At 35.9% G+C, this 21,612-nt stretch carries 22 protein-coding genes; 14 read left to right on the plus strand and 8 right to left on the minus strand.

Annotation, left to right across the window (positions count from 1 at the left end; all coding sequences use genetic code 11):
* Positions 1-898 precede the first annotated feature (898 nt).
* Positions 899-2,281 (minus strand): glycine--tRNA ligase, encoded by a 1,383-nt coding sequence (locus FG384_RS11305; protein WP_142642709.1) that lies wholly within the window; start codon positions 2,279-2,281, stop codon positions 899-901.
* Between the two features lie 336 nt (positions 2,282-2,617).
* Here FG384_RS11305 and ccpN point away from each other — a divergent pair, with 336 nt between their 5' ends.
* The 9 genes from ccpN (at position 2,618) to FG384_RS11350 (ending at position 11,887) form a co-directional block, all read left to right on the plus strand.
* Positions 2,618-3,256: a transcriptional regulator CcpN gene (gene ccpN / locus FG384_RS11310; protein ID WP_150136655.1), complete on the plus strand. Its 639-nt coding sequence runs from the start codon at positions 2,618-2,620 to the stop codon at positions 3,254-3,256.
* 11 nt (positions 3,257-3,267) lie between these two features.
* Positions 3,268-4,077: a pyruvate, water dikinase regulatory protein gene (locus tag FG384_RS11315; protein ID WP_142642710.1), complete on the plus strand. Its 810-nt coding sequence runs from the start codon at positions 3,268-3,270 to the stop codon at positions 4,075-4,077.
* Positions 4,078-4,409: 332 nt separating this feature from the next.
* Positions 4,410-6,242: a DNA primase gene (dnaG, locus tag FG384_RS11320; RefSeq protein ID WP_142642711.1), complete on the plus strand. Its 1,833-nt coding sequence runs from the start codon at positions 4,410-4,412 to the stop codon at positions 6,240-6,242.
* A gap of 25 nt (positions 6,243-6,267) precedes the next feature.
* On the plus strand, positions 6,268-7,395 hold the full coding sequence (rpoD, locus tag FG384_RS11325) for an RNA polymerase sigma factor RpoD (protein ID WP_142642712.1): 1,128 nt from the start codon (positions 6,268-6,270) through the stop codon (positions 7,393-7,395).
* A 279-nt stretch (positions 7,396-7,674) separates the two neighbouring features.
* Positions 7,675-8,238 carry a hypothetical protein gene (locus FG384_RS11330; RefSeq protein ID WP_142642713.1) on the plus strand — a complete coding sequence of 188 codons (564 nt, stop codon included), beginning with the start codon at positions 7,675-7,677 and terminating at the stop codon, positions 8,236-8,238.
* 90 nt (positions 8,239-8,328) lie between these two features.
* Positions 8,329-9,468, plus strand: coding sequence for an acyl-CoA dehydrogenase family protein (locus FG384_RS11335; RefSeq protein ID WP_142642714.1), 1,140 nt, complete (start codon positions 8,329-8,331; stop codon positions 9,466-9,468).
* Positions 9,469-9,604: 136 nt separating this feature from the next.
* The gene (gene cccA, locus FG384_RS11340; protein WP_142642715.1) at positions 9,605-9,988 is read left to right on the plus strand and encodes a cytochrome c550; all 384 of its coding nucleotides are present in this window, start codon (positions 9,605-9,607) and stop codon (positions 9,986-9,988) included.
* Between the two features lie 85 nt (positions 9,989-10,073).
* Positions 10,074-10,772, plus strand: a complete 699-nt coding sequence (locus FG384_RS11345; RefSeq protein WP_142642716.1) for a tRNA (adenine(22)-N(1))-methyltransferase — start codon at positions 10,074-10,076, stop codon at positions 10,770-10,772.
* Positions 10,769-11,887, plus strand: coding sequence for a Nif3-like dinuclear metal center hexameric protein (locus tag FG384_RS11350; RefSeq protein ID WP_142642717.1), 1,119 nt, complete (start codon positions 10,769-10,771; stop codon positions 11,885-11,887). The genes FG384_RS11345 and FG384_RS11350 overlap by 4 nt, the downstream gene beginning before the upstream one ends.
* Before the next feature lie 64 nt (positions 11,888-11,951).
* Here FG384_RS11350 and FG384_RS11355 read toward each other — a convergent pair whose 3' ends face one another.
* Both FG384_RS11355 and vrrA read right to left on the minus strand, forming a co-directional pair.
* Positions 11,952-12,932: a 4-hydroxy-3-methylbut-2-enyl diphosphate reductase gene (locus FG384_RS11355; protein WP_142642718.1), complete on the minus strand. Its 981-nt coding sequence runs from the start codon at positions 12,930-12,932 to the stop codon at positions 11,952-11,954.
* A gap of 66 nt (positions 12,933-12,998) precedes the next feature.
* Positions 12,999-13,604: a VrrA/YqfQ family protein gene (gene vrrA, locus FG384_RS11360; RefSeq protein WP_142642719.1), complete on the minus strand. Its 606-nt coding sequence runs from the start codon at positions 13,602-13,604 to the stop codon at positions 12,999-13,001.
* Between the two features lie 81 nt (positions 13,605-13,685).
* On the opposite strand from vrrA, the gene FG384_RS11365 reads away from it, so the two are divergent.
* Both FG384_RS11365 and FG384_RS11370 read left to right on the plus strand, forming a co-directional pair.
* Positions 13,686-14,984, plus strand: coding sequence for a DEAD/DEAH box helicase (locus FG384_RS11365; RefSeq protein WP_142642720.1), 1,299 nt, complete (start codon positions 13,686-13,688; stop codon positions 14,982-14,984).
* A 13-nt stretch (positions 14,985-14,997) separates the two neighbouring features.
* Positions 14,998-15,885 carry a deoxyribonuclease IV gene (locus tag FG384_RS11370; protein ID WP_142642721.1) on the plus strand — a complete coding sequence of 296 codons (888 nt, stop codon included), beginning with the start codon at positions 14,998-15,000 and terminating at the stop codon, positions 15,883-15,885.
* Between the two features lie 103 nt (positions 15,886-15,988).
* Here FG384_RS11370 and FG384_RS11375 read toward each other — a convergent pair whose 3' ends face one another.
* Positions 15,989-16,255 carry a hypothetical protein gene (locus FG384_RS11375; protein ID WP_142642722.1) on the minus strand — a complete coding sequence of 89 codons (267 nt, stop codon included), beginning with the start codon at positions 16,253-16,255 and terminating at the stop codon, positions 15,989-15,991.
* Positions 16,256-16,358: 103 nt separating this feature from the next.
* On the opposite strand from FG384_RS11375, the gene FG384_RS11380 reads away from it, so the two are divergent.
* From FG384_RS11380 to FG384_RS11390, 3 genes are read left to right on the plus strand one after another with little or no spacing between them, the layout of a single operon-like run.
* Complete coding sequence (locus FG384_RS11380) at positions 16,359-17,126, plus strand: metal ABC transporter ATP-binding protein (RefSeq protein WP_142642723.1); 768 nt, start codon at positions 16,359-16,361, stop codon at positions 17,124-17,126.
* Positions 17,123-17,944: a metal ABC transporter permease gene (locus tag FG384_RS11385; protein ID WP_142642724.1), complete on the plus strand. Its 822-nt coding sequence runs from the start codon at positions 17,123-17,125 to the stop codon at positions 17,942-17,944. The genes FG384_RS11380 and FG384_RS11385 overlap by 4 nt, the downstream gene beginning before the upstream one ends.
* Before the next feature lie 22 nt (positions 17,945-17,966).
* Positions 17,967-18,377 carry a Fur family transcriptional regulator gene (locus FG384_RS11390; protein ID WP_142642725.1) on the plus strand — a complete coding sequence of 137 codons (411 nt, stop codon included), beginning with the start codon at positions 17,967-17,969 and terminating at the stop codon, positions 18,375-18,377.
* A 405-nt stretch (positions 18,378-18,782) separates the two neighbouring features.
* On the opposite strand, the gene FG384_RS11395 is transcribed toward FG384_RS11390, so the two are convergent.
* The 4 genes from FG384_RS11395 to FG384_RS11410 form a co-directional block, all read right to left on the minus strand.
* Complete coding sequence (locus FG384_RS11395) at positions 18,783-19,364, minus strand: hypothetical protein (RefSeq protein WP_142642726.1); 582 nt, start codon at positions 19,362-19,364, stop codon at positions 18,783-18,785.
* A gap of 12 nt (positions 19,365-19,376) precedes the next feature.
* On the minus strand, positions 19,377-20,483 hold the full coding sequence (gene ispG, locus FG384_RS11400) for a flavodoxin-dependent (E)-4-hydroxy-3-methylbut-2-enyl-diphosphate synthase (protein WP_142642727.1): 1,107 nt from the start codon (positions 20,481-20,483) through the stop codon (positions 19,377-19,379).
* Positions 20,484-20,566: 83 nt separating this feature from the next.
* Entirely contained in the window at positions 20,567-20,893 is a 327-nt protein-coding gene (locus FG384_RS11405) for a hypothetical protein (protein ID WP_142642728.1), read from the minus strand.
* Between the two features lie 48 nt (positions 20,894-20,941).
* The gene (locus FG384_RS11410; RefSeq protein WP_142642729.1) at positions 20,942-21,442 is read right to left on the minus strand and encodes a DUF1189 family protein; all 501 of its coding nucleotides are present in this window, start codon (positions 21,440-21,442) and stop codon (positions 20,942-20,944) included.
* Positions 21,443-21,612: the final 170 nt, after the last annotated feature.

A 21,612-nucleotide genomic window follows, 5' to 3' on the forward strand; every position in this document is an offset into this window, starting at 1 on the left:
TATCTAGGGTAAACTTTAATTGGGTCATTATTAATCTCTCCTCATTGTTTATCGTCGTTGAAAACATTGTAACCAAGAGGGATTAATTTGACCCTTTTCCTTTTTACACAATTATATGGACTTAATCCATAAATGAGTGTCAACCGAGCATAAAGCTCGTGTTAGAGCAAAGCTAGTCACTATGCGAGCATAAAAATAACCTATCCGAGCATAAATGATTATTAACCGAGCATAAAGCTCGTGTTAGAGCAAAGCTAGACGCTGTGCGAGCATAAACATCATCTATCCGAGCATAAATGAGTGTTAACCGAGCATAAAGCTGGTGTTAGAGCAAAGCTAGTCCCTATGCGAGCATAAAAATAACCTATCCGAGCATAAATGATTGTTAACCGAGCATAAAGCTCGTTTTAGAGCAAAGCTAGACGCTGTGCGAGCATAAACATCATCTATCCGAGCATAAATGATTGTTAACCGAGCATAAAGCTCGTTTTAGAAAAGCTAGACGCTGTGCGAGCATAAACATGATCTATCCGAGCATAAATGAGTGTTAACCGAGCATAAAGCTCGATTTAGAGCAAAGCTAGACGTTATGCGAGCAAAAAAATGATCTATCCGAGCATACATGAGTGCCAACCGAGTATAAAGCTCGTGTGAGAGCAAAGCTAGACGCTATGCGAGCACAAACATCATCTATCCGAGCATAAATGAGTGTCAACCGAGCATAAAGCTCGTGTTAGAGCAAAGCTAGACGCTATGCGAGCATAAACATGATCTATCCGAGCATACCTAGAACTTATCCGAACATAAAAATAAGCTACATGTACATAACCAAGCCTATCTAAACAAATCACCAAATAAAAATCCAGATCAGACAATTGCCGATCTGGATTTATATTAATTAAAATTGTAATTGACTTTCGATGTATGCTTTTACGTCAGCGATTGGCATTCTTGTTTGCTCCATAGAATCACGATGACGTACCGTTACTTGACCGTCCGTTTCTGAATCAAAATCGTATGTGATACAGAATGGAGTACCAATTTCATCTTGGCGACGGTAACGTTTTCCGATAGATTGCGACTCGTCATAATCTACCATGAAATGTTTACTTAAATCTGCGAATAAAGAAGTTGCGCCTTCAGATAATTTTTTTGATAACGGTAAAATAGCTGCCTTTATAGGAGCTAGAGCAGGGTGGAAACGTAGAACGGTACGAGTGTCGTCACCTTCTAATTGCTCTTCACTATATGCTTCACAAAGGAATGCAAGTGTTACTCGGTCTGCTCCTAGTGATGGCTCGATGCAATAAGGAACATATCTTTCGTTGGATACAGGATCGATATAGTTGAAATCTTCACCAGAGTGCTCCATATGTTGTTTTAAGTCAAAGTCTGTTCTGTCTGCAATACCCCAAAGTTCGCCCCAACCAAATGGGAATTTATATTCAATATCAGTCGTTGCATTAGAGTAGTGAGAAAGCTCATCATCTGAGTGATCGCGTAAACGAATACTATCTTCTGAAACACCTAAGTTTAATAGCCATTGTTTACAATAATTACGCCAGAATGCAAACCATTCCATATCTTCACCAGGTTTACAGAAAAACTCTAGTTCCATTTGTTCGAATTCTCTAGTACGGAATGTGAAGTTACCTGGAGTAATTTCGTTACGGAAACTTTTACCTACTTGAGCAATACCAAATGGCATTTTTTTACGCATAGAACGTTGGACATTTTTGTAATTTACAAAGATACCTTGTGCAGTTTCAGGTCGTAAGAAAATTTCGTTTGTAGAAGATTCTGTTACACCTTGGAATGTTTTGAACATTAAGTTGAACTGACGAATCTCTGTGTAATCAAATTCTCCACAAGTTGGGCATACAATGTTATGTTCTTTCATGATCTCTTCCATTTTTTCGAAGGAAAGACCATCCACAACCATTTCAATGCCCTTTTTTTCAAGTGCATCTTCAATAATTTTGTCAACGCGATGACGCGCTTTACATTTTTTGCAGTCTACCATTGGATCATTAAAGTTTCCAATATGACCAGATGCAACCCAAGTTTTAGGATTCATTAAGATGGCAGCGTCTAATCCCACATTATAAGGAGATTCTTGAACAAATTTTTTCCACCATGCTTTTTTAATGTTGTTTTTTAACTCTACACCTAGGGGACCATAATCCCATGTGTTAGCTAGACCGCCATAAATTTCAGATCCAGGGAAAACAAATCCTCTATGCTTAGCTAAACTAACAACGTTTTCCATTGATATTGACATATAAATACCTCCAATTGAATTTGAAATGCTTTATTAGAAAGGGCAGACAACAAAAAAACTCGTCTCCGGGCTAAATTAGCCCGGGGACGAGTTTTATACCCGCGGTTCCACCCCGATTGATTGTATGCGCTACAATCCTCTTTAAAAGCATAAGCTCCGAGCTGCCTTTTTCCTGTATTGTGGCCTCTCACTATTACCACTCGCTGGTTTTTTACAGTACTTATAATGCTCTTCAACGCTTTATTATTTATGGACATTGTAACACGAGCGTGTTTACTTCGCAATAATGTACAATATCGTATATAATAATTTAGTATTGTATAACATTTTGAGGCGGTGAGTCCAATCGAACTCAACAAACGACAAGTCGAAATTCTGGACATTGTAAAAGGAAACGGCCCTATTACAGGGGAACAAATCGCAGAACGACTTCATTTAACAAGATCGACACTTAGACCGGATCTTGCAATTTTAACAATGGCTGGCTTTCTTGATGCCCGCCCGCGAGTTGGATATTTCTATTCAGGAAAGAAAACGAGTCAAGCTATTTCTGACAATATTGCTCAAATGCTAGTAAAAGATTTTCAATCTATACCAGTAGTTGTCGAGGAAAGCATGACCGTTTATGATGCAATATGCCATATGTTTTTAGAGGATGTTGGTTCTTTGTTTGTAGTTGATAAAAAATCTTTATTATCAGGTGTTTTATCCAGGAAAGATTTTCTTCGAACAAGTATTGGAAACCAAGATTTAAATAAAATTCCGGTACATATGATTATGACAAGAATGCCTAACATTACGTATTGTTTGAAAGAAGACACGATTATTGATGTAGCAAATAAATTGATGAGTAGACAAATTGATTCATTACCAGTTGTAAAAGAAAGAAAAGATGGTTTAGAGGTAGTTGGAAGAATTACGAAAACAAATATTACACGTGCTTTCCTATCATTAGCCGATGACCATGACCTGTGAGGGGGAAAACTATGAAAATGCTTAACCTATTTATTGTCTCTGATTCTATTGGAGAAACTGGTGAACTAGTAGCGAAAGCGGCAATAAGTCAATTTAGACCTGGTCTGCAACATACTAAGTTGAAAAGATTTACACATATTGATTCTTTAGATCATATTAAGGAAATTACTGAACTTGCAAAAGAACAAAATGCAATCATTTTATATACACTTGTACAGACGGATATGCGAGATGCTTTAATAGCATATTGTAAAATGTATGGACTAGAGTCGGTAGATTTAATCGGTCCAGTTATTAACTTACTCGAAACTAATCTTGGAGAAAAACCATTTGAAGAACCTGGATTAGTTCGAAAGTTGGATGAAGATTATTTTAAGAAAATAGAAGCTATAGAATTTGCAGTTAAGTATGATGACGGACGAGATCCAAGGGGCTTGTTACAGGCAGATATCGTCCTTATAGGTGTATCTAGAACTTCTAAAACCCCATTATCCCAGTACTTAGCCCATAAAAGATATAAAGTGGCAAATGTACCGCTCGTTCCAGAAGTTGAGCCACCAGAGGAGCTTTTTTTAGTAGATCCGTCTAAATGCTTTGGACTTGTCATAACTCCTGAAAAGCTAAACTCTATTCGTAAAGAGAGATTAATAGCAATCGGTTTAAATGATGATGCAAGTTATGCAAGAATAGATCGTATAAATGAGGAAATTAAACATTTTGAGAAAATAGTTCAAAAAATTGGTTGCAGAGTTATTGATGTAACGAACAGAGCTGTAGAAGAAACAGCAAACGTCGTTATCAATCATATTCAACAAAAATAATTATTAGAAATCGCAGGTGGCAAGGTTGATAAAGCAGTTGATGATTTAAGAAGAAGCAATTTTTCGGTCAATACAACCACTTTTGTAAGATTTCTATTGTTTTGGCATATTTTTTTTGTTTTTAAAGAACCGATTCACGTTTGTGAAAAGGTTTTTTTGTATTGTCTATCGAATAAGTATAGATTAATAAGATAAAATGTCCTATAATTATTATTTGTGGAAAAAAGAATATAATAACATGTAATTTTTTTATGAATTATTTTGTCGATTCTTGCAGGAATTTTATTGATTCTCTCGAATTAAATTAATTAGCAAGTAAAGATGGTGAAATAATGACAAATCGTATAGAAGAAGAGATTATCGAACAAGTTAGAAATAGCAATGATATTGTCGATGTAATTAGCGAATATGTTCAACTAACAAAACGAGGTAGAAACTATTTTGGTTTATGTCCTTTTCATGGAGAACAAACACCGTCTTTTTCAGTAACACAAGAAAAGCAGATATTTCATTGCTTTGGATGTGGTGCTGGTGGAAATGTAATAACATTTTTAATGGATATCGAAAATCTTTCCTTCCAAGATGCAGTTAGTAAACTTGGTAGCAGAATAGGTTTGACGATAGAAGAAAGTTCCTCCAATAGTTCAGAAGCAAAAACACCTATCTCAAAAGAAGTATCCATCATGAGGAAAGCACATGAATTTGCTTGTGAGTACTTTCATCATTTGCTGCTTCATACTGAGGAAGGGGAAAATGCATTAAATTATTTAGAGGAAAGAGGGTTTTCGAAAGAACTCATCGAAAAGTACAAAATTGGCTGGTCACTTCCAAATTGGGATGCCCTTACCACTTTATTAGAGAGAAAAGGTATGGATTTACAGGAAATTGAGAAAACTGGGCTCATTATCCGCAAAGAAAACGAACTAAAGTATTTTGATCGATTTCGAGAAAGAATCATGTTTCCTGTATCTGATGAAAGTGGCAACGTAATCGCTTTCTCAGGAAGAATCCTTACAAAAAACGAAAATGAAGCAAAATACTTAAATAGTCCAGAATCTCCTATCTTTCAAAAGAGCCAAGTACTTTACAACTTAGATAAAGCTCGTCTAGATATTAGAAAGCAAAGGAATGTAGTCGTTTTTGAAGGCTTTTTAGATGTGATAGCAGCTTCTAAGGCAGGTATTACTAATGGCGTTGCAACAATGGGGACGGCTTTGACGTCTCAACATATTACAAAGCTCAACAGATTAACATCTAATGTTACGCTTTGTTATGACGGGGATAAAGCCGGCATGGAAGCTGCCAAAAGAGCAGCAACATCCTTACAAGCTCAAAATATTCAAACGGAAGTAGCTATCATCCCAGATGCTATGGATCCAGATGATTATATAAAAAACTTTGGAGAAGATGCATTTCGAACTAAAATTATCGAAAAACCGCATTCTTTCCTATCGTTTATGATGATTGTTTCTAAAAGAGACAAGAACTTTAATAACGAAAATGATACTTTGCAGTATATTCAAGAAATATTGGAAATACTGAGTGAGAGAAATTCTTCCGTAGAGCGCGATTTGTATATTCGACAACTTTCTCAAGAAACAAATGTTTCAGAGGAAGCCATTTATCAGCATCTGCGAAAAATTCAAGGTAACATAGCAAAGCAATCCAAGAATGAACAAACTATTCCTTTACAAGTTAGTAATGAGAAGAAAAAAAAGACAAGAACACTATCAGCTGATGAAGTGTCTGAAAGAATCTTACTTTCCCATATGCTTCACAATCCGCAAGTAATCGATATTGCACGAAGAAATTCTGGAGATCAGTGCTTCATAAGAGATGTATACGAAGCAGCGTATGTTCGACTATCAGGATATTATGAAGATTACCCAGATGGAGATTATCAACGATTTTTAGAGTTACTAAATGATGCTGAACTTAGAAAAATAGTTATGGAAGCAGCGCTCTCAGAACGTGATCCAGACCATGAAACAGAGGAAGTCATGGACTGTTTGCGCCATATTAGAAAATACCGGGTGGAGCAACAAATCGAGCAAAAGTTACATGAGGCAAAAGAAGCAGAAAAAATGGCTGACATTGCAAAAGCGACAAAACTTGCTCAAGAAGCTATTCAATTAAAAATATCATTAGCTACTTTTGAGAGATAATCCGGTAGTAAAAGGAGGAATTCTTATGGCGGACAAGTCTGAACGTACAAAAGAAACTGAAATTGAAATGTCATTAGAAGAAGCAAAAAAACAATTAATCGAACTAGGTAAAAAAAATGGTGAGCTAACTTATCAAGATATTGCAGAGAAATTATCTCATTTTGAACTAGAAGCTGATCAGATTGAAGAGTTTATTGATCATTTAGAAGGAAAAGAAATTGAGTTAAACCGAAAAGATGGCGATGAAGAAGATTTGGATCGATTGATGAAAGGCAAAGAAGAAGAAACATTCGATTTAAACGATTTAAGTGTTCCTCCAGGTGTAAAAATCAATGATCCAGTTCGTATGTATTTAAAGGAAATAGGACGAGTAGATCTTTTAAAAGCGTCGGAAGAAATTGCTCTAGCTGAAAGAATTGAGCAAGGTGACGAGGAAGCTAGAAAACGTCTAGCAGAAGCGAACCTTCGATTAGTTGTAAGTATTGCAAAACGTTATGTTGGGCGTGGCATGTTATTTTTAGATTTAATACAAGAAGGTAATATGGGTCTAATCAAAGCCGTAGAAAAATTTGATCACCGTAAAGGTTTCAAGTTCAGTACTTACGCTACATGGTGGATTAGACAAGCTATCACTCGTGCAATTGCAGACCAAGCAAGAACGATTCGAATTCCAGTGCATATGGTGGAAACAATCAATAAATTGATAAGAGTCCAACGCCAATTACTTCAAGACTTAGGTCGCGAACCATCCCCAGAAGAAATTGGAGAAGAAATGGATCTACCAGCAGAAAAAGTACGTGAGATCTTAAAAATTGCACAAGAGCCAGTTTCTTTAGAAACACCAATTGGAGAAGAAGATGATTCGCATTTAGGGGATTTTATCGAAGATGCGGATGCACAATCTCCATCGGACCATGCAGCTTATGAATTATTAAAAGAACAATTAGAAGATGTATTGGATACGTTAACAGATAGAGAAGAGAATGTTCTACGCTTACGTTTTGGATTAGATGATGGGCGTACAAGAACACTGGAAGAAGTAGGTAAAGTGTTTGGTGTTACGCGTGAACGTATTCGACAAATCGAAGCAAAAGCATTACGCAAACTTCGTCATCCATCTAGAAGTAAACGTTTGAAAGACTTCTTAGAATAATAAACAGACATCCTTGAGTAAATGATGTCTCATGTTGTAGACCAAAAGATACGAAGGTATAACTTCAGACTGACTTGAAAACGCTTGTCAGTCGAGGCGCGCTAGCACGAGGCGGAAGCGAATAGAACTAAAGTTCATGAGCTTACAACGATGTGCAAGCAACGAAGAATGAAAGCATTTGTCAACAGTCTGAGACATCCTTGTGTAAAGGATGTCTTTTTTTCTATGTCTCAAAAATGATATACTATTGTCAATGGTTACATGAAATGAGGACGAATAATGTCACTTCATCGAAAGCAAATAATATTAAATGAAATAGCGTTTTGGAAAAAGAGTAAGCTTCTACCTGAACATTATTGTGATTTTTTAACGGCACTTTATGCTCAAGGAGAGAGTTCAGAAATAGAAGAGAAAGACAATTCATCTAAAGCAGTGCTAGCAAAAGAAAAATGGAATAAAAGAGTTTTATATATTATGTTAGGCGTTACTACTTCTGTAATATTGGCGTCTTTAGTATTTATGACAACACTTGCTTTTATTCCGATTCTATTAGCTGGTATTACTGTACTTGGACTGTTATTCATAGCTTTCAAATCAGCAAAAAACAAATCAGTTATGACACCGTTTTTGCTCATTTGTTCAGCACTTTTACTTTTAGGTGCTTCCTTCAAAATTTGGGACGTCTATTTTGCTGATTATCCTTCCGTTTTAATTGGATTAATCATAAGTAACTGTCTAATATGGCTATTTTCGGGATTGCTCTTAAAACTTGTTTATTTCAGTATTTCGGGCATTATAGGAATTGCATTAATATTATTTTATTTATTTCGATTTTATGTTTAGAGAGCTATTTTTTATTTTAAACTGTGATTTTTGCATAAATTCGCTATAATAATAATGTAAGCGTTTTTATTTACAAAGGGGATGGAAGAAATGAACTTTGATTTAACACAAGAACAGCAAATGATCCGTAAAACAATTCGTGAATTTGCGGATGAAGTAGTCGCTCCTGGTGCAATTGAGCGAGATAAAACGAAAGCGTTTCCAAAAGAAATCTTTAAACAGTTAGCTGACATGGGGATGATGGGCTTACCGTTTTCAGAGGAGTATGAAGGTGCGGGGGCTGATACAGTCAGCTTTGCAATTGTTACGGAAGAATTAAGTCGTGCTTGTGCTTCGACTGGTATAACTTACTCTGCACATATTTCTTTAGGGGGGGCTCCAATCAGTTTATTTGGAACAGAGGAGCAAAAACAAAAGTATTTAGTTCCTATATGTACAGGGGAATCGTTTGGAGCATTTGGATTAACAGAACCAAATGCTGGATCTGATGCTGGAGGAACACAAACTACAGCGAAAGAAGACGGTAATGATTTCGTGATTAATGGCAATAAAGCATTTATCACAAATGCAAGCTACGCAAAACATTTAGCTTTAACAGCAATTACTGACATTAAAGATGGAAATAAAGAGATTTCTGCGATTATTGTCCCAACAGATGCAGAAGGTTTCTCAGTTATTGATAATTATGAAAAAATGGGGTTAAACGCTTCTAATACTACTGAATTAGTATTAGAAAATGTTCGAGTACCACAAGAAAACTTGCTCGGTACACGTGGAAATGGATTTAGACAATTTCTTGTAACTCTGGATGGAGGTAGAATTGGAATAGGTGCAATGGCTGTTGGAATTGCACAAGCAGCTTTTGATAGAGCACTACGCTATTCAAAAGAGCGTAAACAATTTGGGAAATCTCTTTCTGAGTTTCAAGTCACTCAATTCAAACTAGCAGATATGGCTATGAAAATAGAATTAGCACGAAATATGGTGCATAAAGCAGCGTGGTTGAAAGACCAAGGGAGAGCGTTTGGTAAAGAGGCATCTATGTGTAAATTATATGCTTCCGAGATAGCGATGGAAGTGGCAGATCAAGCAGTTCAAATTCACGGTGGTTATGGTTATATGAAAGAATACGAAGTGGAACGTTATATGAGAGATGCGAAACTACTCGAAATAGGAGAAGGTACATCTGAAGTTCAACGTATGGTAATTGCGAGACATATTGGTTGCTAGATTTTAATTATGTCTAAAATGTCACAAAGAAAGAAAACTTCCTCTTTAGTACTTTTCGTTTTTGTTAGAATGCAGTACAATATTAGTGTTGACTAATTCTATGTTAGAATGAATGTATCAAGAGGGAGGGTTAACAATGAAAAAGAATCCAATTATTCCATTTATCTTAATTATGGCATTTGGTATCGGTCTTATTTTCTTCTTATCTGTTGAAGGTGTAAGTAACAAAGAAGAAATTGCTTCAGAACATGCTGAAGGCGAAGAAGGTGCTGCTGAAGGTGGCGAGGAAGCAGCAGCTGGTAACTTTGATCCGGAAGCTCTTGCTCAAGGAAAATGTATCGGTTGTCATGGTAACAGTTATGAAGGACAAGGTGCATTCCCTTCTCTAGTAGCTACAAAATTATCTGAAGATGAGATTAAAGATGTTTTAGCTAATGGTAAAGGTGCAATGCCTGCTGGACTAGTTCCAGAAGAAAATCTTGACGCTATGGCGGCATGGGTTAAATCTTTAGGTGAATAATAATATTTTAAAAAGGCCTCAGATTCTATAAAAGAATCGAGGTCTTTTTTACTTTTTGTTATAATGGATTGAAGAGGTGTTTATATTGAATGCAAAAAATTTATCAGAACGATTAAAAAAGGTAGCTTTTTATGTTGAAAAAAATACTGTACTTGCCGATATCGGAAGTGACCATGCATACTTACCGTGTTATCTAGTTCATACTGGAAAAATAACAAAAGCAATTGCTGGAGAAGTAGTAAAAGGACCTTTTGAGTCAGCTAAAAATCAAGTAGCACAAGAAGGATTATCCAATATTATCGATGTCCGATTAGGAAATGGATTAGAAGTTATAAAAGAAATTGATGCTGTACAAACAATAACCATTGCTGGTATGGGGGGCCCATTAATCTCTTCCATTCTAGAAACAGGTAAAAATAAATTAGCTTCAGTAGATTGTTTAATTCTTCAACCGAATATTCACGCTAAGGCGATTCGTGAATGGGCAATGAAAGAAAACTGGAATATAGTGAATGAAGCGATTCTGGAAGAGCAAGATAAAATTTATGAAATACTCGTATTAAAACGGGGAAAAATGAATCTTACAAATAAGGAAGCTTTATTAGGTCCTATATTGATGAAAGATAAGTCAGACGCTTTCATGAAAAAATGGTCAAACGAAGTAAGTGAATGGCAGCGGATTTTAGATCAGCTTGAAAAAACGACTTTAACTGAAGAAGTTCGACAGAAAAAAGAAGAGCTTATGGATAAAATTTCATTAGTTAAGGAGTCAATAACATCATGAAACTTGCAAATGGACAACAGCTCATAGAACTTTTTGAGAAGTGGGCTCCTAAGTCATTAGCTGTGGATGGAGATCCAGTTGGCCTTCAAATAGGAACACTAAATAAGACTATCTCTAAAGTCCTTGTAACTTTAGATGTAAACCTTAAAATAGTGGAGGAAGCAATCGAACAGCAATGTGAATTAATTATTGCACATCATCCTCCAATTTTTAGAGGGCTAAAGAATATGCGTACAGATATACCACAAGGAAGATTAATCGAGAAGCTGATTAAGCATAATATAGCCGTATATGCTGCTCATACAAATTTAGATATAGCTACCGGTGGAGTTAATGATTTACTCGCAAATGCATTACAATTAAAAGATGTAAAAATTTTAGAACAAACTTCTGCAGAAAAATTGATGAAGCTTTCAGTGTTTACTCCTAAAGAAGCAACAGAACAAATTAGAACCGCTTTAGCTAATTCAGGTGCTGGTAAAATTGGAGATTATACAAGTTGCAGTTTTACTTCCCATGGAGAGGGGCGTTTCAAGCCTTTAGAGAGTGCTACCCCATATATCGGTAAAGCTAATGAGCTTTCCATTGTAGATGAAGATAAAGTGGAAGTTGTATTTCCACAATCGATAAAAAATCGTGTATTAAAAGCATTACTTACAAATCATCCATATGAAGAACCCGCTTATGACTTGTACCTGCTAGATACTGAAGTAAATGAAAAAGGACTTGGAAGAATTGGGGAATTATCAAATTCTATAACACTTGCCGATTATGCTCAAACCGTAAAGAGCCAGTTAAATGTTCCGTTTGTGCGTGTTGTAGGGGATTTGGATAGAAAAGTTCAAAAGGTAGCAGTTTTAGGGGGAGATGGAAATAAGTACATCCACATTGCTAAAAGAGCGGGTGCAGATGTATTTATAACAGGTGATTTATATTTCCATATTGCACAAGATGCTGAAGCAATTGATCTGGCAGTAATTGATCCAGGGCATCATATTGAACAAATTATGAAAGCTGGAGTGGCAGATTATATGAATAAAGTATGCGAAAGTCATAAAATTACTTGCTCCTTCATACCTTCCAAGTTTTCAACAGAGCCTTTCCAGCTTATATAGTAAAATTTCTCTTAACTGAAAAAACCTAAATGCTAAGATTAACTTGGCATTTAGGTTCTTCTTTTTACTCATTTACCTCGTACGGTTCTATGCGAATGACAGGTTTTGGTACTTTTATCTTTGGAAGAATTTTTTCTGGCAATACTTTTTTAGCTGTATCATGTGTAGACGGATCATTCGGATCGTATTGTTCTAAAAACTGAATAACTTCTTTTACGATTGGAGTTGGCGTAGATGCTCCAGCAGTCACCGCTACATGGTTAATATTGTCTAACCATTCTAGTTTGATCTCGGATATGTCACCTATACGATAAGAAGGAGTGCCTGCTATTTCCTCTGAGACTTGCGTCAATCTATTAGAGTTATTACTCATTGGATCTCCAACAACTATTAATAGCTCTGCTTCTCCTGCTTGTTCAGCAACAGCTTCCTGTCGGACTTGTGTAGCTAAACAAATCTCTTTATGCACTTCAATATGAGGAAACTTTTCTTCTAACTTTTCCATAAGATGTACAACATCCCATTGAGACATCGTAGTCTGGTTTGTTACAAGAAGCTTATCTGTCTCAATCGTTAAGTTTTCAACATCCGCTAAAGTCTGAACGAGATGAACTTTTGTAGGTGCAACACCAATAGCGCCTTCTGGCTCTGGATGACCCTTTTTCCCAATATATATAATATCGTAGCCTTCAGCTGTCTTTTCTTTAATAAGATCATGTGTAACAGTTACATCTGGGCAAGTCGCATCGATGGAAACTAATCCTCTTTTACGTGCAAGTTCTTTCACTTCAGGAGATACGCCATGCGCTGTAAAAATAACAGTTCCTTGATCGACTTTTGACAAAATATCTAAACGGTTTTCACCATCTAAAGTTATAATACCATCTTGTTCAAATGCGTCTGTTACATGCTTGTTATGGACAATCATACCTAAAATATATATTGGCCGAGGAAGAGATGTGTCTAATGCAGCATTTCGTGCAATAACCATTGCATCTACTACTCCATAACAATAACCCCTTGGCGAAATTTTTTGTACAATCATTTCTATAACTCCTTTCAATACGAGCATACTCATATTATAACGGAGCGCATACATGAATACAAAACTTTAAAATGGTGGCTGGAATATCCGAGGAAGGGAAGCTCCGGTGGAAACAGCGGAAGCAGCTGCTCTTGAAGCTGTAGATGCACTAGCAGCGGTATTTGCTGCGGCTCCTGCAGAAGAGGCAGCCGTAGTTGCATTTGGTGCGGATTGAAAACCTCTATAGAGCTTCCAAAGTGCTGGAACGTTTTGAAGCATAGGTGCATATTGCCTTACCATTGGTGTAATTTGTTGGGCAGTATTTAGAAATTTATCAGCAGTTTGTAAATAAGACATTGCTTTACTCCCAGTAGGGGCTCCTTGTGCCATTCCTCCTAATGGGTTATTTCCTTGCATACGAGAAGCAATATTACCAAGGTTACCTAAAAAATTTCCTCCAGGTCTATTTGGTTGCATTTGAGCAGTTAAGTTACTTAGATTTCCGAAAAAACCTCCTCCTGGATTACTAGGTTGTGTAGGGGGTGAAAAGTTACCTGGATTGCCAAAAAAATCTCCTGCTGGGGGAGACATTGGCATTTGAGGTGCACCTGTAAAATTAAAAAAGCCACTACCACCAGTTTGAGAGAAAGGATAAAAAGACTCATAGCGCATTATATCATCTCCTTTCGACAATGTGAGTCCTTCTATTCTATGCAAATTATACGTTTTATGTACAATCGTGGTACAATAAAGAAATGTGAGGGAGGGACTCAAATGTCCAAATATACAGATTATAATTTTCAGCCTTTTTTACAAACTGCAATCGATAAATTAGGCTTTCAAGAACCAACGCCAATTCAAAAAGAAATGATTCCTTTAGTATTAAAAGGTAAAAGCGCGATTGGTCAAGCACATACTGGAACAGGAAAAACACATAGTTTTTTGATCCCAATTGTTGAAAAAATAGATGCTAGTAAACAAGAAGTACAAGCAATTATTACATCACCAACAAGAGAGCTTGCAACACAAATTTATAATGAGTTGAACAAGCTAGTAGAAGGAACAGAAATTCAAGCGAAGTTATTTATCGGTGGTACTGATAAAGCTCGTTCCATTGAAAAGCTAAAAACACAGCCACAAATTGTCGTTGGAACACCAGGACGAATTCGTGATCTGACAGTAGAACAAGCTTTACTAGTTCATACTTCAAACATTTTAGTAGTAGATGAAGCAGACTTAGCATTTGATTTAGGTTTTATTAATGAAATCGATCAATTTGCTTCACGCATGCCGGAACAACTTGAAATGTATGTATTCTCAGCAACAATTCCAGAAAAGTTACAACCATTTTTGAAAAAATATATGGATTCACCAATCCATATTAAAATTGGAGACAAGCGTCCTGTAGCCGAAGGGATTGACTTTACTGTTGTTCCAGTTCGAAGTAAATCTCGTAAAAAACGTTTGTTAGATGTAATGGAAGGGATTAACCCATATTTAGCAATAATCTTTGCTAATACAAAACAACATGCAGATGAGGTAGCGAATTATTTACAAGGTAACGGAGTAAAGGTCGGCGTTGTTCATGGGGATATTGCTCCACGTGATCGTAAACGTGTGATGAAACAAATCCATGAATTAGAATTCCAATATATTGTTGCTACTGACTTAGCAGCACGTGGAATTGATATTCCTGGTGTAAGTCATGTTATTAACTATGAGATTCCGGATGACTTAGAGTTTTTCATTCATCGAGTTGGAAGAACTGCTCGTGCAGGTCTTACTGGTACAGCAATTACATTATATGAACCATCTGATGAGGACGCGTTAATCCGCATTGAGAAAATGGGGATTACATTCGAGCATAAAGATGTAGTAAATGGTGAATGGTCTGAGTTAAAAGAAAGACATGCTCGTAAAAATCGTGCGAAAACGGAAAATGAAATTGATGCAAAAGCAAAAGCATTGGTTCGTAAACCGAAAAAAGTTAAACCAGGCTATAAACGTAATATGAAATGGGAAATGGATAAAATTAAAAAAAGAGAACGCCGTATAAAAAATCGGAAGAAATAAGGGGGTTTTTTCTATGCTTTTAGGATCTCATGTTTCGATGAGCGGGAAAAAAATGCTACTTGCTTCAAGTGAAGAAGCAGCTTCATATGGTGCTAATACATTTATGATTTACACAGGTGCACCTCAGAATACTCGTAGAAAACCAATTGAGGAATTGAATATAGAGGAAGGCTTACAGCATATGAAAGATAATGGTTTATCCAATATCATTGTGCATGCTCCTTATATTATTAATTTGGGGAATACGACAAAACCAGAGACATTTGCACTTGGAGTAGAGTTTCTTCAAAAGGAAGTAGAAAGAACTGCTGCATTTGGGGCAACTCAAATTGTACTACACCCCGGTGCGCATGTTGGCGCAGGAGCAGATGAAGGGATTAAAAAAATTGTGGAGGGCTTAAATGAAGTTCTTACACAAGATTATCCTGTACAAATTGCACTTGAGACAATGGCTGGTAAAGGATCTGAATGTGGACGTACTTTTGAAGAACTAGCACAAATCATTAATGGAGTTGAAAATAATCATCGACTTTCCATTTGTTTAGATACATGCCACGTGCACGATGCAGGATATGACATCGTGAATGATTTTGATGGCGTTTTAAACGAGTTTGATAAAGTGATTGGGCTAGACCGTTTAAAAGTGCTTCATGTTAATGATAGTAAAAACATTCGTGGAGCGGCAAAAGATCGACATGAAAACATTGGTTTTGGTGAGATTGGATTTGAAGCGCTGCAATACATTGTGCATCATCCACAGTTAATGCAACTACCAAAAATATTAGAAACTCCTTTTGTTGGAGTTGACGCCAAATCTAAACAATCACCTTATAAAGAAGAAATAGAAATGCTCCGTACTAAAACATTTACTCCGGAAGCAATTGATGCTTTAAGAGGTTAGTTTAAGCGTATATTAGATAGAATAGACTAATTGAAAATGCTTGTCAGTCGATGCGAAATAGTAACATAGACTGACAAGCATTTCTAAATGTTCTGTAGTACCCTCATTTTTCACGTAAAGATGAGGGTGCTTTTTGTTTTAATTGATGAAACAAATCAATTGCTCTTTGCTCACCTAGTGTGTTGATTAGTTTTTGTTGAATTGTCACTGGTACACCTAGTACAAGCCAAGTAATCGAAATTTCTTGGAGTAGAGGGTAAACTTCTTTTATTTCTTTATCTGATAATTGTATATCGAATCCTTTAAGTATTTGTTTAAATTCTTGTATGGAACTCGTTTGTAATTGATAAATGAACTTCGCAATATCCAATTGATCATCCTCTCAAGTTAATATTATTTACACTTACGTTATTTTCCTCTATACTATTACTTTGTAAATCGTAATGATTATTGATTAGAATAGAGGAATAAAAATGCCCAACCAATTAATCCATTTACAACATGTATATTATCAATATGAACAAACAGAAGCCTTAAAAGATATAACGCTAACAATCGACGAAGGGGACTTTCTAGCAATCATTGGTCCGAATGGATCGGGAAAGTCGACACTACTAAAAATAATGTTAGGATTATTAAAACCTACAAAGGGTGAAGTTTTACTATTTGGAAAACCTGCTCCATTATTTAAAGAAAGGGAGCTAATAGGTTATGTTTCGCAAAAATCGAATGCATTTAATACGGGATTTCCTGCTACAGTAGAAGAAGTTGTTAAAAGTGGTTTAACTAAAAAAGTTGGCTTATTCCATGCTTACCCGAAAAATGTTCAGTCAAAAGTAAAAGATGCGCTAACATCTGTAGGGATGGAAATGTTCGCCCAAAAAAATATTGGAGATTTGTCTGGTGGTCAACAACAACGAGTATTCATCGCAAGGGCATTAATCAGTAATCCAAAAATATTAATATTGGATGAGCCTACAGTTGGGGTAGATAGTGAAAATGTACGTTCATTTTATCATATGTTATCTCATTTAAATCGGGAACACCAAATAACAATTGTGTTAGTCACACATGATGTGGATGCAGTATCGAAAAGCATTAGTCATGTTGCATGTCTTAATCAGACGATTCATTTTCACGGTTTTCAAAACGAAATGAATTCTATGAGTGATGAACAATTAGAAGCTTGGTACGGGCATTCTGTACGAAAAGTGAATCATCAAAATGAGGTGCAATTATGATTGAGGCAATATTACAATATCAATTTTTACAAAATGCATTTATTTCTGGGTTAATCATTGGAGTTATTGCACCATTACTTGGAGTTTTTATCGTTGTACGAAGACTTTCTTTAATTGCTGATGCGTTGAGTCATGTAACGTTAGCTGGAATAGCTGGGAGTCTGTATTTAAGTCAATCGATAGGAGCACTGGCGTTATTAAATCCATTATATTTAGGGATTGTCGCTTCTGTTACAGGCTCTCTATTTATTGAACGTCTCAGAAGATTATATAAGCATTATGAAGAACTTGCGATACCAATCATTATGTCGGCTGGTTTAGGCTTTAGCGCAATATTTATATCACTCGCACAGGGGTTTAGTTCTGATTTATTTAGCTATTTATTTGGTTCTGTTTCAGCAGTAAGTCAGCAAGATTTATGGATTGTTATAAGTATTGCCATCGTTGTTTTATTATTTTTAATGTTGTTTTATAAAGAGTTGTTTGTACTTTCCTTTGATGAAGAGTATGCAAAAGCATCTGGGCTTCCTGCAAAGTGGATTCATGTTCTATTTATGATTGTGACTGCATTAGTTATTGCTGGTTCGATGCGAATTGTTGGGATATTACTCGTTTCTTCTTTAATGACTTTACCAGTTGCTGCTGCAATGCGAATCGCGAAAGGATTTAAACAAGCTTTAATCTTCTCTGTCTTATTTGGTGAGTCTGCAGTGATTATTGGATTAGTGAGCGCGTATTACTTAGATTTAGCACCAGGTGGTACAATCGTAGTAACGTCGATTATTATTTTACTTCTTACTATTACATTGAAAAAATGAGTATGAGAGGAGCAGTATCGCAATGAACATTGATAAAGCATGGGAAATTCTAAAAAAAGAAGGTTATAAAAAAACCGATAAACGCGAACAAATTTTAGAAATCTTTTCAAATACAGAGAAATATATAACGGCAAGAGATATTCTAGATGTCATGATGGTGGAACATCCAGGGATGAGCTATGATACAATCTATCGTAATTTAAGCACTTTTGTAGATCTTGGTATTTTAGAAGAAACAGAACTGACAGGTGAAAAGCATTTCAGGATGCAATGCGAAATGGATCACCATCATCATCATTTTATTTGTATGTCATGTGGAAATATTAAAGAAATAAATTATTGTCCGATGGAAGTGCTGCAAAATGCGATTCCTACTTACCAAATTGATAGCCATAAGTTCGAAATCTACGGAAAATGCCCAGAGTGTCATTAATAAATACACAAGAGCCCGACAGACTGCTTTTGGTTGGGTTAATTAAAGAAAAAATGCTTTCCCAAAATTAGAGTAGCGAGAGCTGGGACATAAGTAGAAATTTCAAAGAAACTGGCGGAAATTTTCGATAAAAATCTGATACTTTATAAAATTGATTGAAGTGTAGGGTCGACTCCTGCGGGAATAGCACGAGTGAGAGACTACAGGCTCGAGCCGTGCCCGCGGAAAGCGTACCCGAAACGAAAATCAATTTTTGGGTTTTGTCCCCAGCCTCACTCTTTTTTTGTTATGGATAGATACTACTTATTAATTGAAAGTACGATGATCATGGGGTTATCTGTATGCTTAGTTTATCTACTTTCTAATCTAAAAAAACTCCGCCAAACGTTTGACGGAGTTTTTTTATTATTTATTTAAAGTCAATGCAAATTCTTTTTCAATCCATGTGTTTGCTTCAATCCAATTGTTCACACGAATCACACCGTTTGGAGCTGTTTGTTGATTGTATGGTGTATTAAACAATATCACTGGGATATTAAGTTCTTCGTGGATTTCAACGGCATTATCATGCTTGTCTTCAAAGAATACATGAACACCATGTTTTCTCGCCGTTTCAATTTTGTTATGCGTTCCGATTAATTCAATATGATCATAAAGTAATTCTTGTTCTTTAAACCAATTGAGCGTCACGTCCATGACGTTCTCTCCACGCGCGGAGATGAAAAATAACTCATATTTTTCTTTCCAAGCAGATAAAACAGCATGTGCGTCTTGTTGAATAGGGGAAGTAGCATAAATGACTGACTCTGATTTTTTAAACCATTCATAGAACTCCTTCTCACTAACAGGAAACGCTTTAGTTAGGTCATACTCTTTTATATCATCTAACTGCAAATTGCAGTTAAATGCACTGTTAATATGTGGCAGTAAAGAAGTAGGACATGTTACTGTTCCATCAATATCTATTCCGAATCGAACATTCCTCATGTGTATTACTCCTTATGCTTGTTGTTTTTCAAGTTCTTGCTTAGCGAAGTACTCTGAAGCAATTTTATCAATTTCAATTTTTAGTTCTTCGACCATTGTTTCTTCTGGTACTTTACGAACTGTTTTCCCTTTTCTAAATAAAAGACCTTCTCCACGAGCACCTGCAATACCGATATCTGCTTCACGTGCTTCTCCAGGTCCATTTACTGCACAACCTAGTACAGCTACTTTAATCGGCGCTTTTATATGTGAAATATATTCTTCGACTTCATTGGCAATAGAGATTAAGTCAATTTCAATTCGTCCACATGTTGGGCATGAAATAAGTGTTGCTGCATTTGAAGAAAGACCAAAAACTTTTAATAATTCACGTGCTACTTTAATTTCTTCTACTGGATCCGCACTTAATGACACACGCATTGTGTTACCAATACCCATGCTTAATAGTGTACCAAGACCTGCAGCACTTTTAATGGAACCAGCAAAAAGTGTGCCTGATTCAGTAATTCCTAAGTGAAGAGGGTAGTCAAATGCTTTGGAAGCTTTTTGGTACGCTTCAATTGCTAAATTTACATCTGATGCTTTCATGGAAACGATAATATCGTGAAAATCTAAATCTTCCAGAATTTTAATATGGTGTAAGGCACTTTCAACCATACCATCGGCAGTTGGATAGCCATATTTTTCAAGAAATTTCTTTTCAAGTGAGCCGGCATTTACACCAATTCGAATTGGAATACCTTTTGCTTTTGCAGCATTTACAACTGCTTCTACTTTTTCTTTACGTCCAATATTACCAGGGTTAATCCGAATTTTATCTGCACCTTGCTCAATAGCAATGAGTGCAAGTTTATAGTCAAAATGAATATCTACTACAAGAGGGATATTAATTCGTTTTTTGATTTCACCGATAGAATAGGCTGCACGTTCATCTGGACAAGCAACACGAACAATTTGACATCCAGCTTCCTCTAATCGTAATATTTCTGCAACAGTTGCTTCGACATCATGTGTTTTTGTTGTAGTCATACTTTGTATAAAAAGCTCGTTGCTACCACCTATAGTTAAATCTCCAACTCTTACAGGACGAGTATTGGAACGATGAATTATTTCAGACATGAAATTCTCTCCTTCTTAATGCTTTTACCTTCTCTCTCGTATATTTTAGCAGTCTTATGATTGAAAAGACAAGGAAGAAACATCTATCTTTCATTTTTGCAAGCTTCCGATGAGGAGTAAACAGGTAAAAACACTAATTCACCATCTTGCACCTTCTGATTTACAAGGTGTGGATTTAATTCGTAAAAGTCATTTTTTCTTTCTTCCATTGAAACAGTAGTGTTCGTTGGGTACATGTTAAAAAGGGAGAAAAGAGTGTCCCCTGGGACTGGTTTTACTGCAATATAGTCCATTGTTTCTTCACATACTTCAGTTGGATAAAATGCGAGAGGAATTGTTCCTTCAAACATATCTACTTTAATAATATAAAAGGTGACTAGAATTATGATAGTTGCTACGAATATTTTCATGAAAAAACCTCCTTGTCCCACTATATGTAGGAAAGGAGGAAATATGATTCACCGTTTAATAGGATAGTATTTACATGCTAAAAATAGATAAATGAATGTAACTACATAGATTATAAGTTGTATATATATGCTTGACCATTGAAAAATCGCAACAACTATGGAGAAAAGTAGTGGTACTGTGCTAGCAAAAAGTGTGCTTCGCCATAAATGCCTATATTCACCTTTTCTTTTTAAAAGAGTTTGAATTATTGTTCCGATATATGCAAAAATACTAACACGAATAAAGATAAACAAAGTGTTTAAAACAAATAAAAAGATAAAAGCAAAAGGATAAATGAGCCACTTAATATCTTGGAAATACTCTAGTAGTCCTTCCATATTTGCTTGTTGAATAGATAATCCATTTGTAAATTGAACAAAAGCTATAATTGTCAAAATGAATATGAAACTAAATATGTATTGCATGACCTTCCCAATAGGAACCAGTCGAAAAGCCGCAATCTTTTTTGGGCTATGTAGGCTTGCTTTAAACAATTGAAATAAATTCATGAATGTCACCCTTTCCAAGCTATTTTATCATCAATTCAGCAAGTAAAACAAAGTATTCATTTTGTATTGTTAAGAAATTGTAAAGATTGTACTCGTTCTATTTACAATGCCTTTATAATTTCACCATAATAGTAGACGTGTGAAAAACGTGAAATAGGAGTTGACTGATG

It is taken from the genome of Psychrobacillus vulpis, from assembly GCF_006861825.1.
GTDB lineage: Bacteria > Bacillota > Bacilli > Bacillales_A > Planococcaceae > Psychrobacillus > Psychrobacillus vulpis.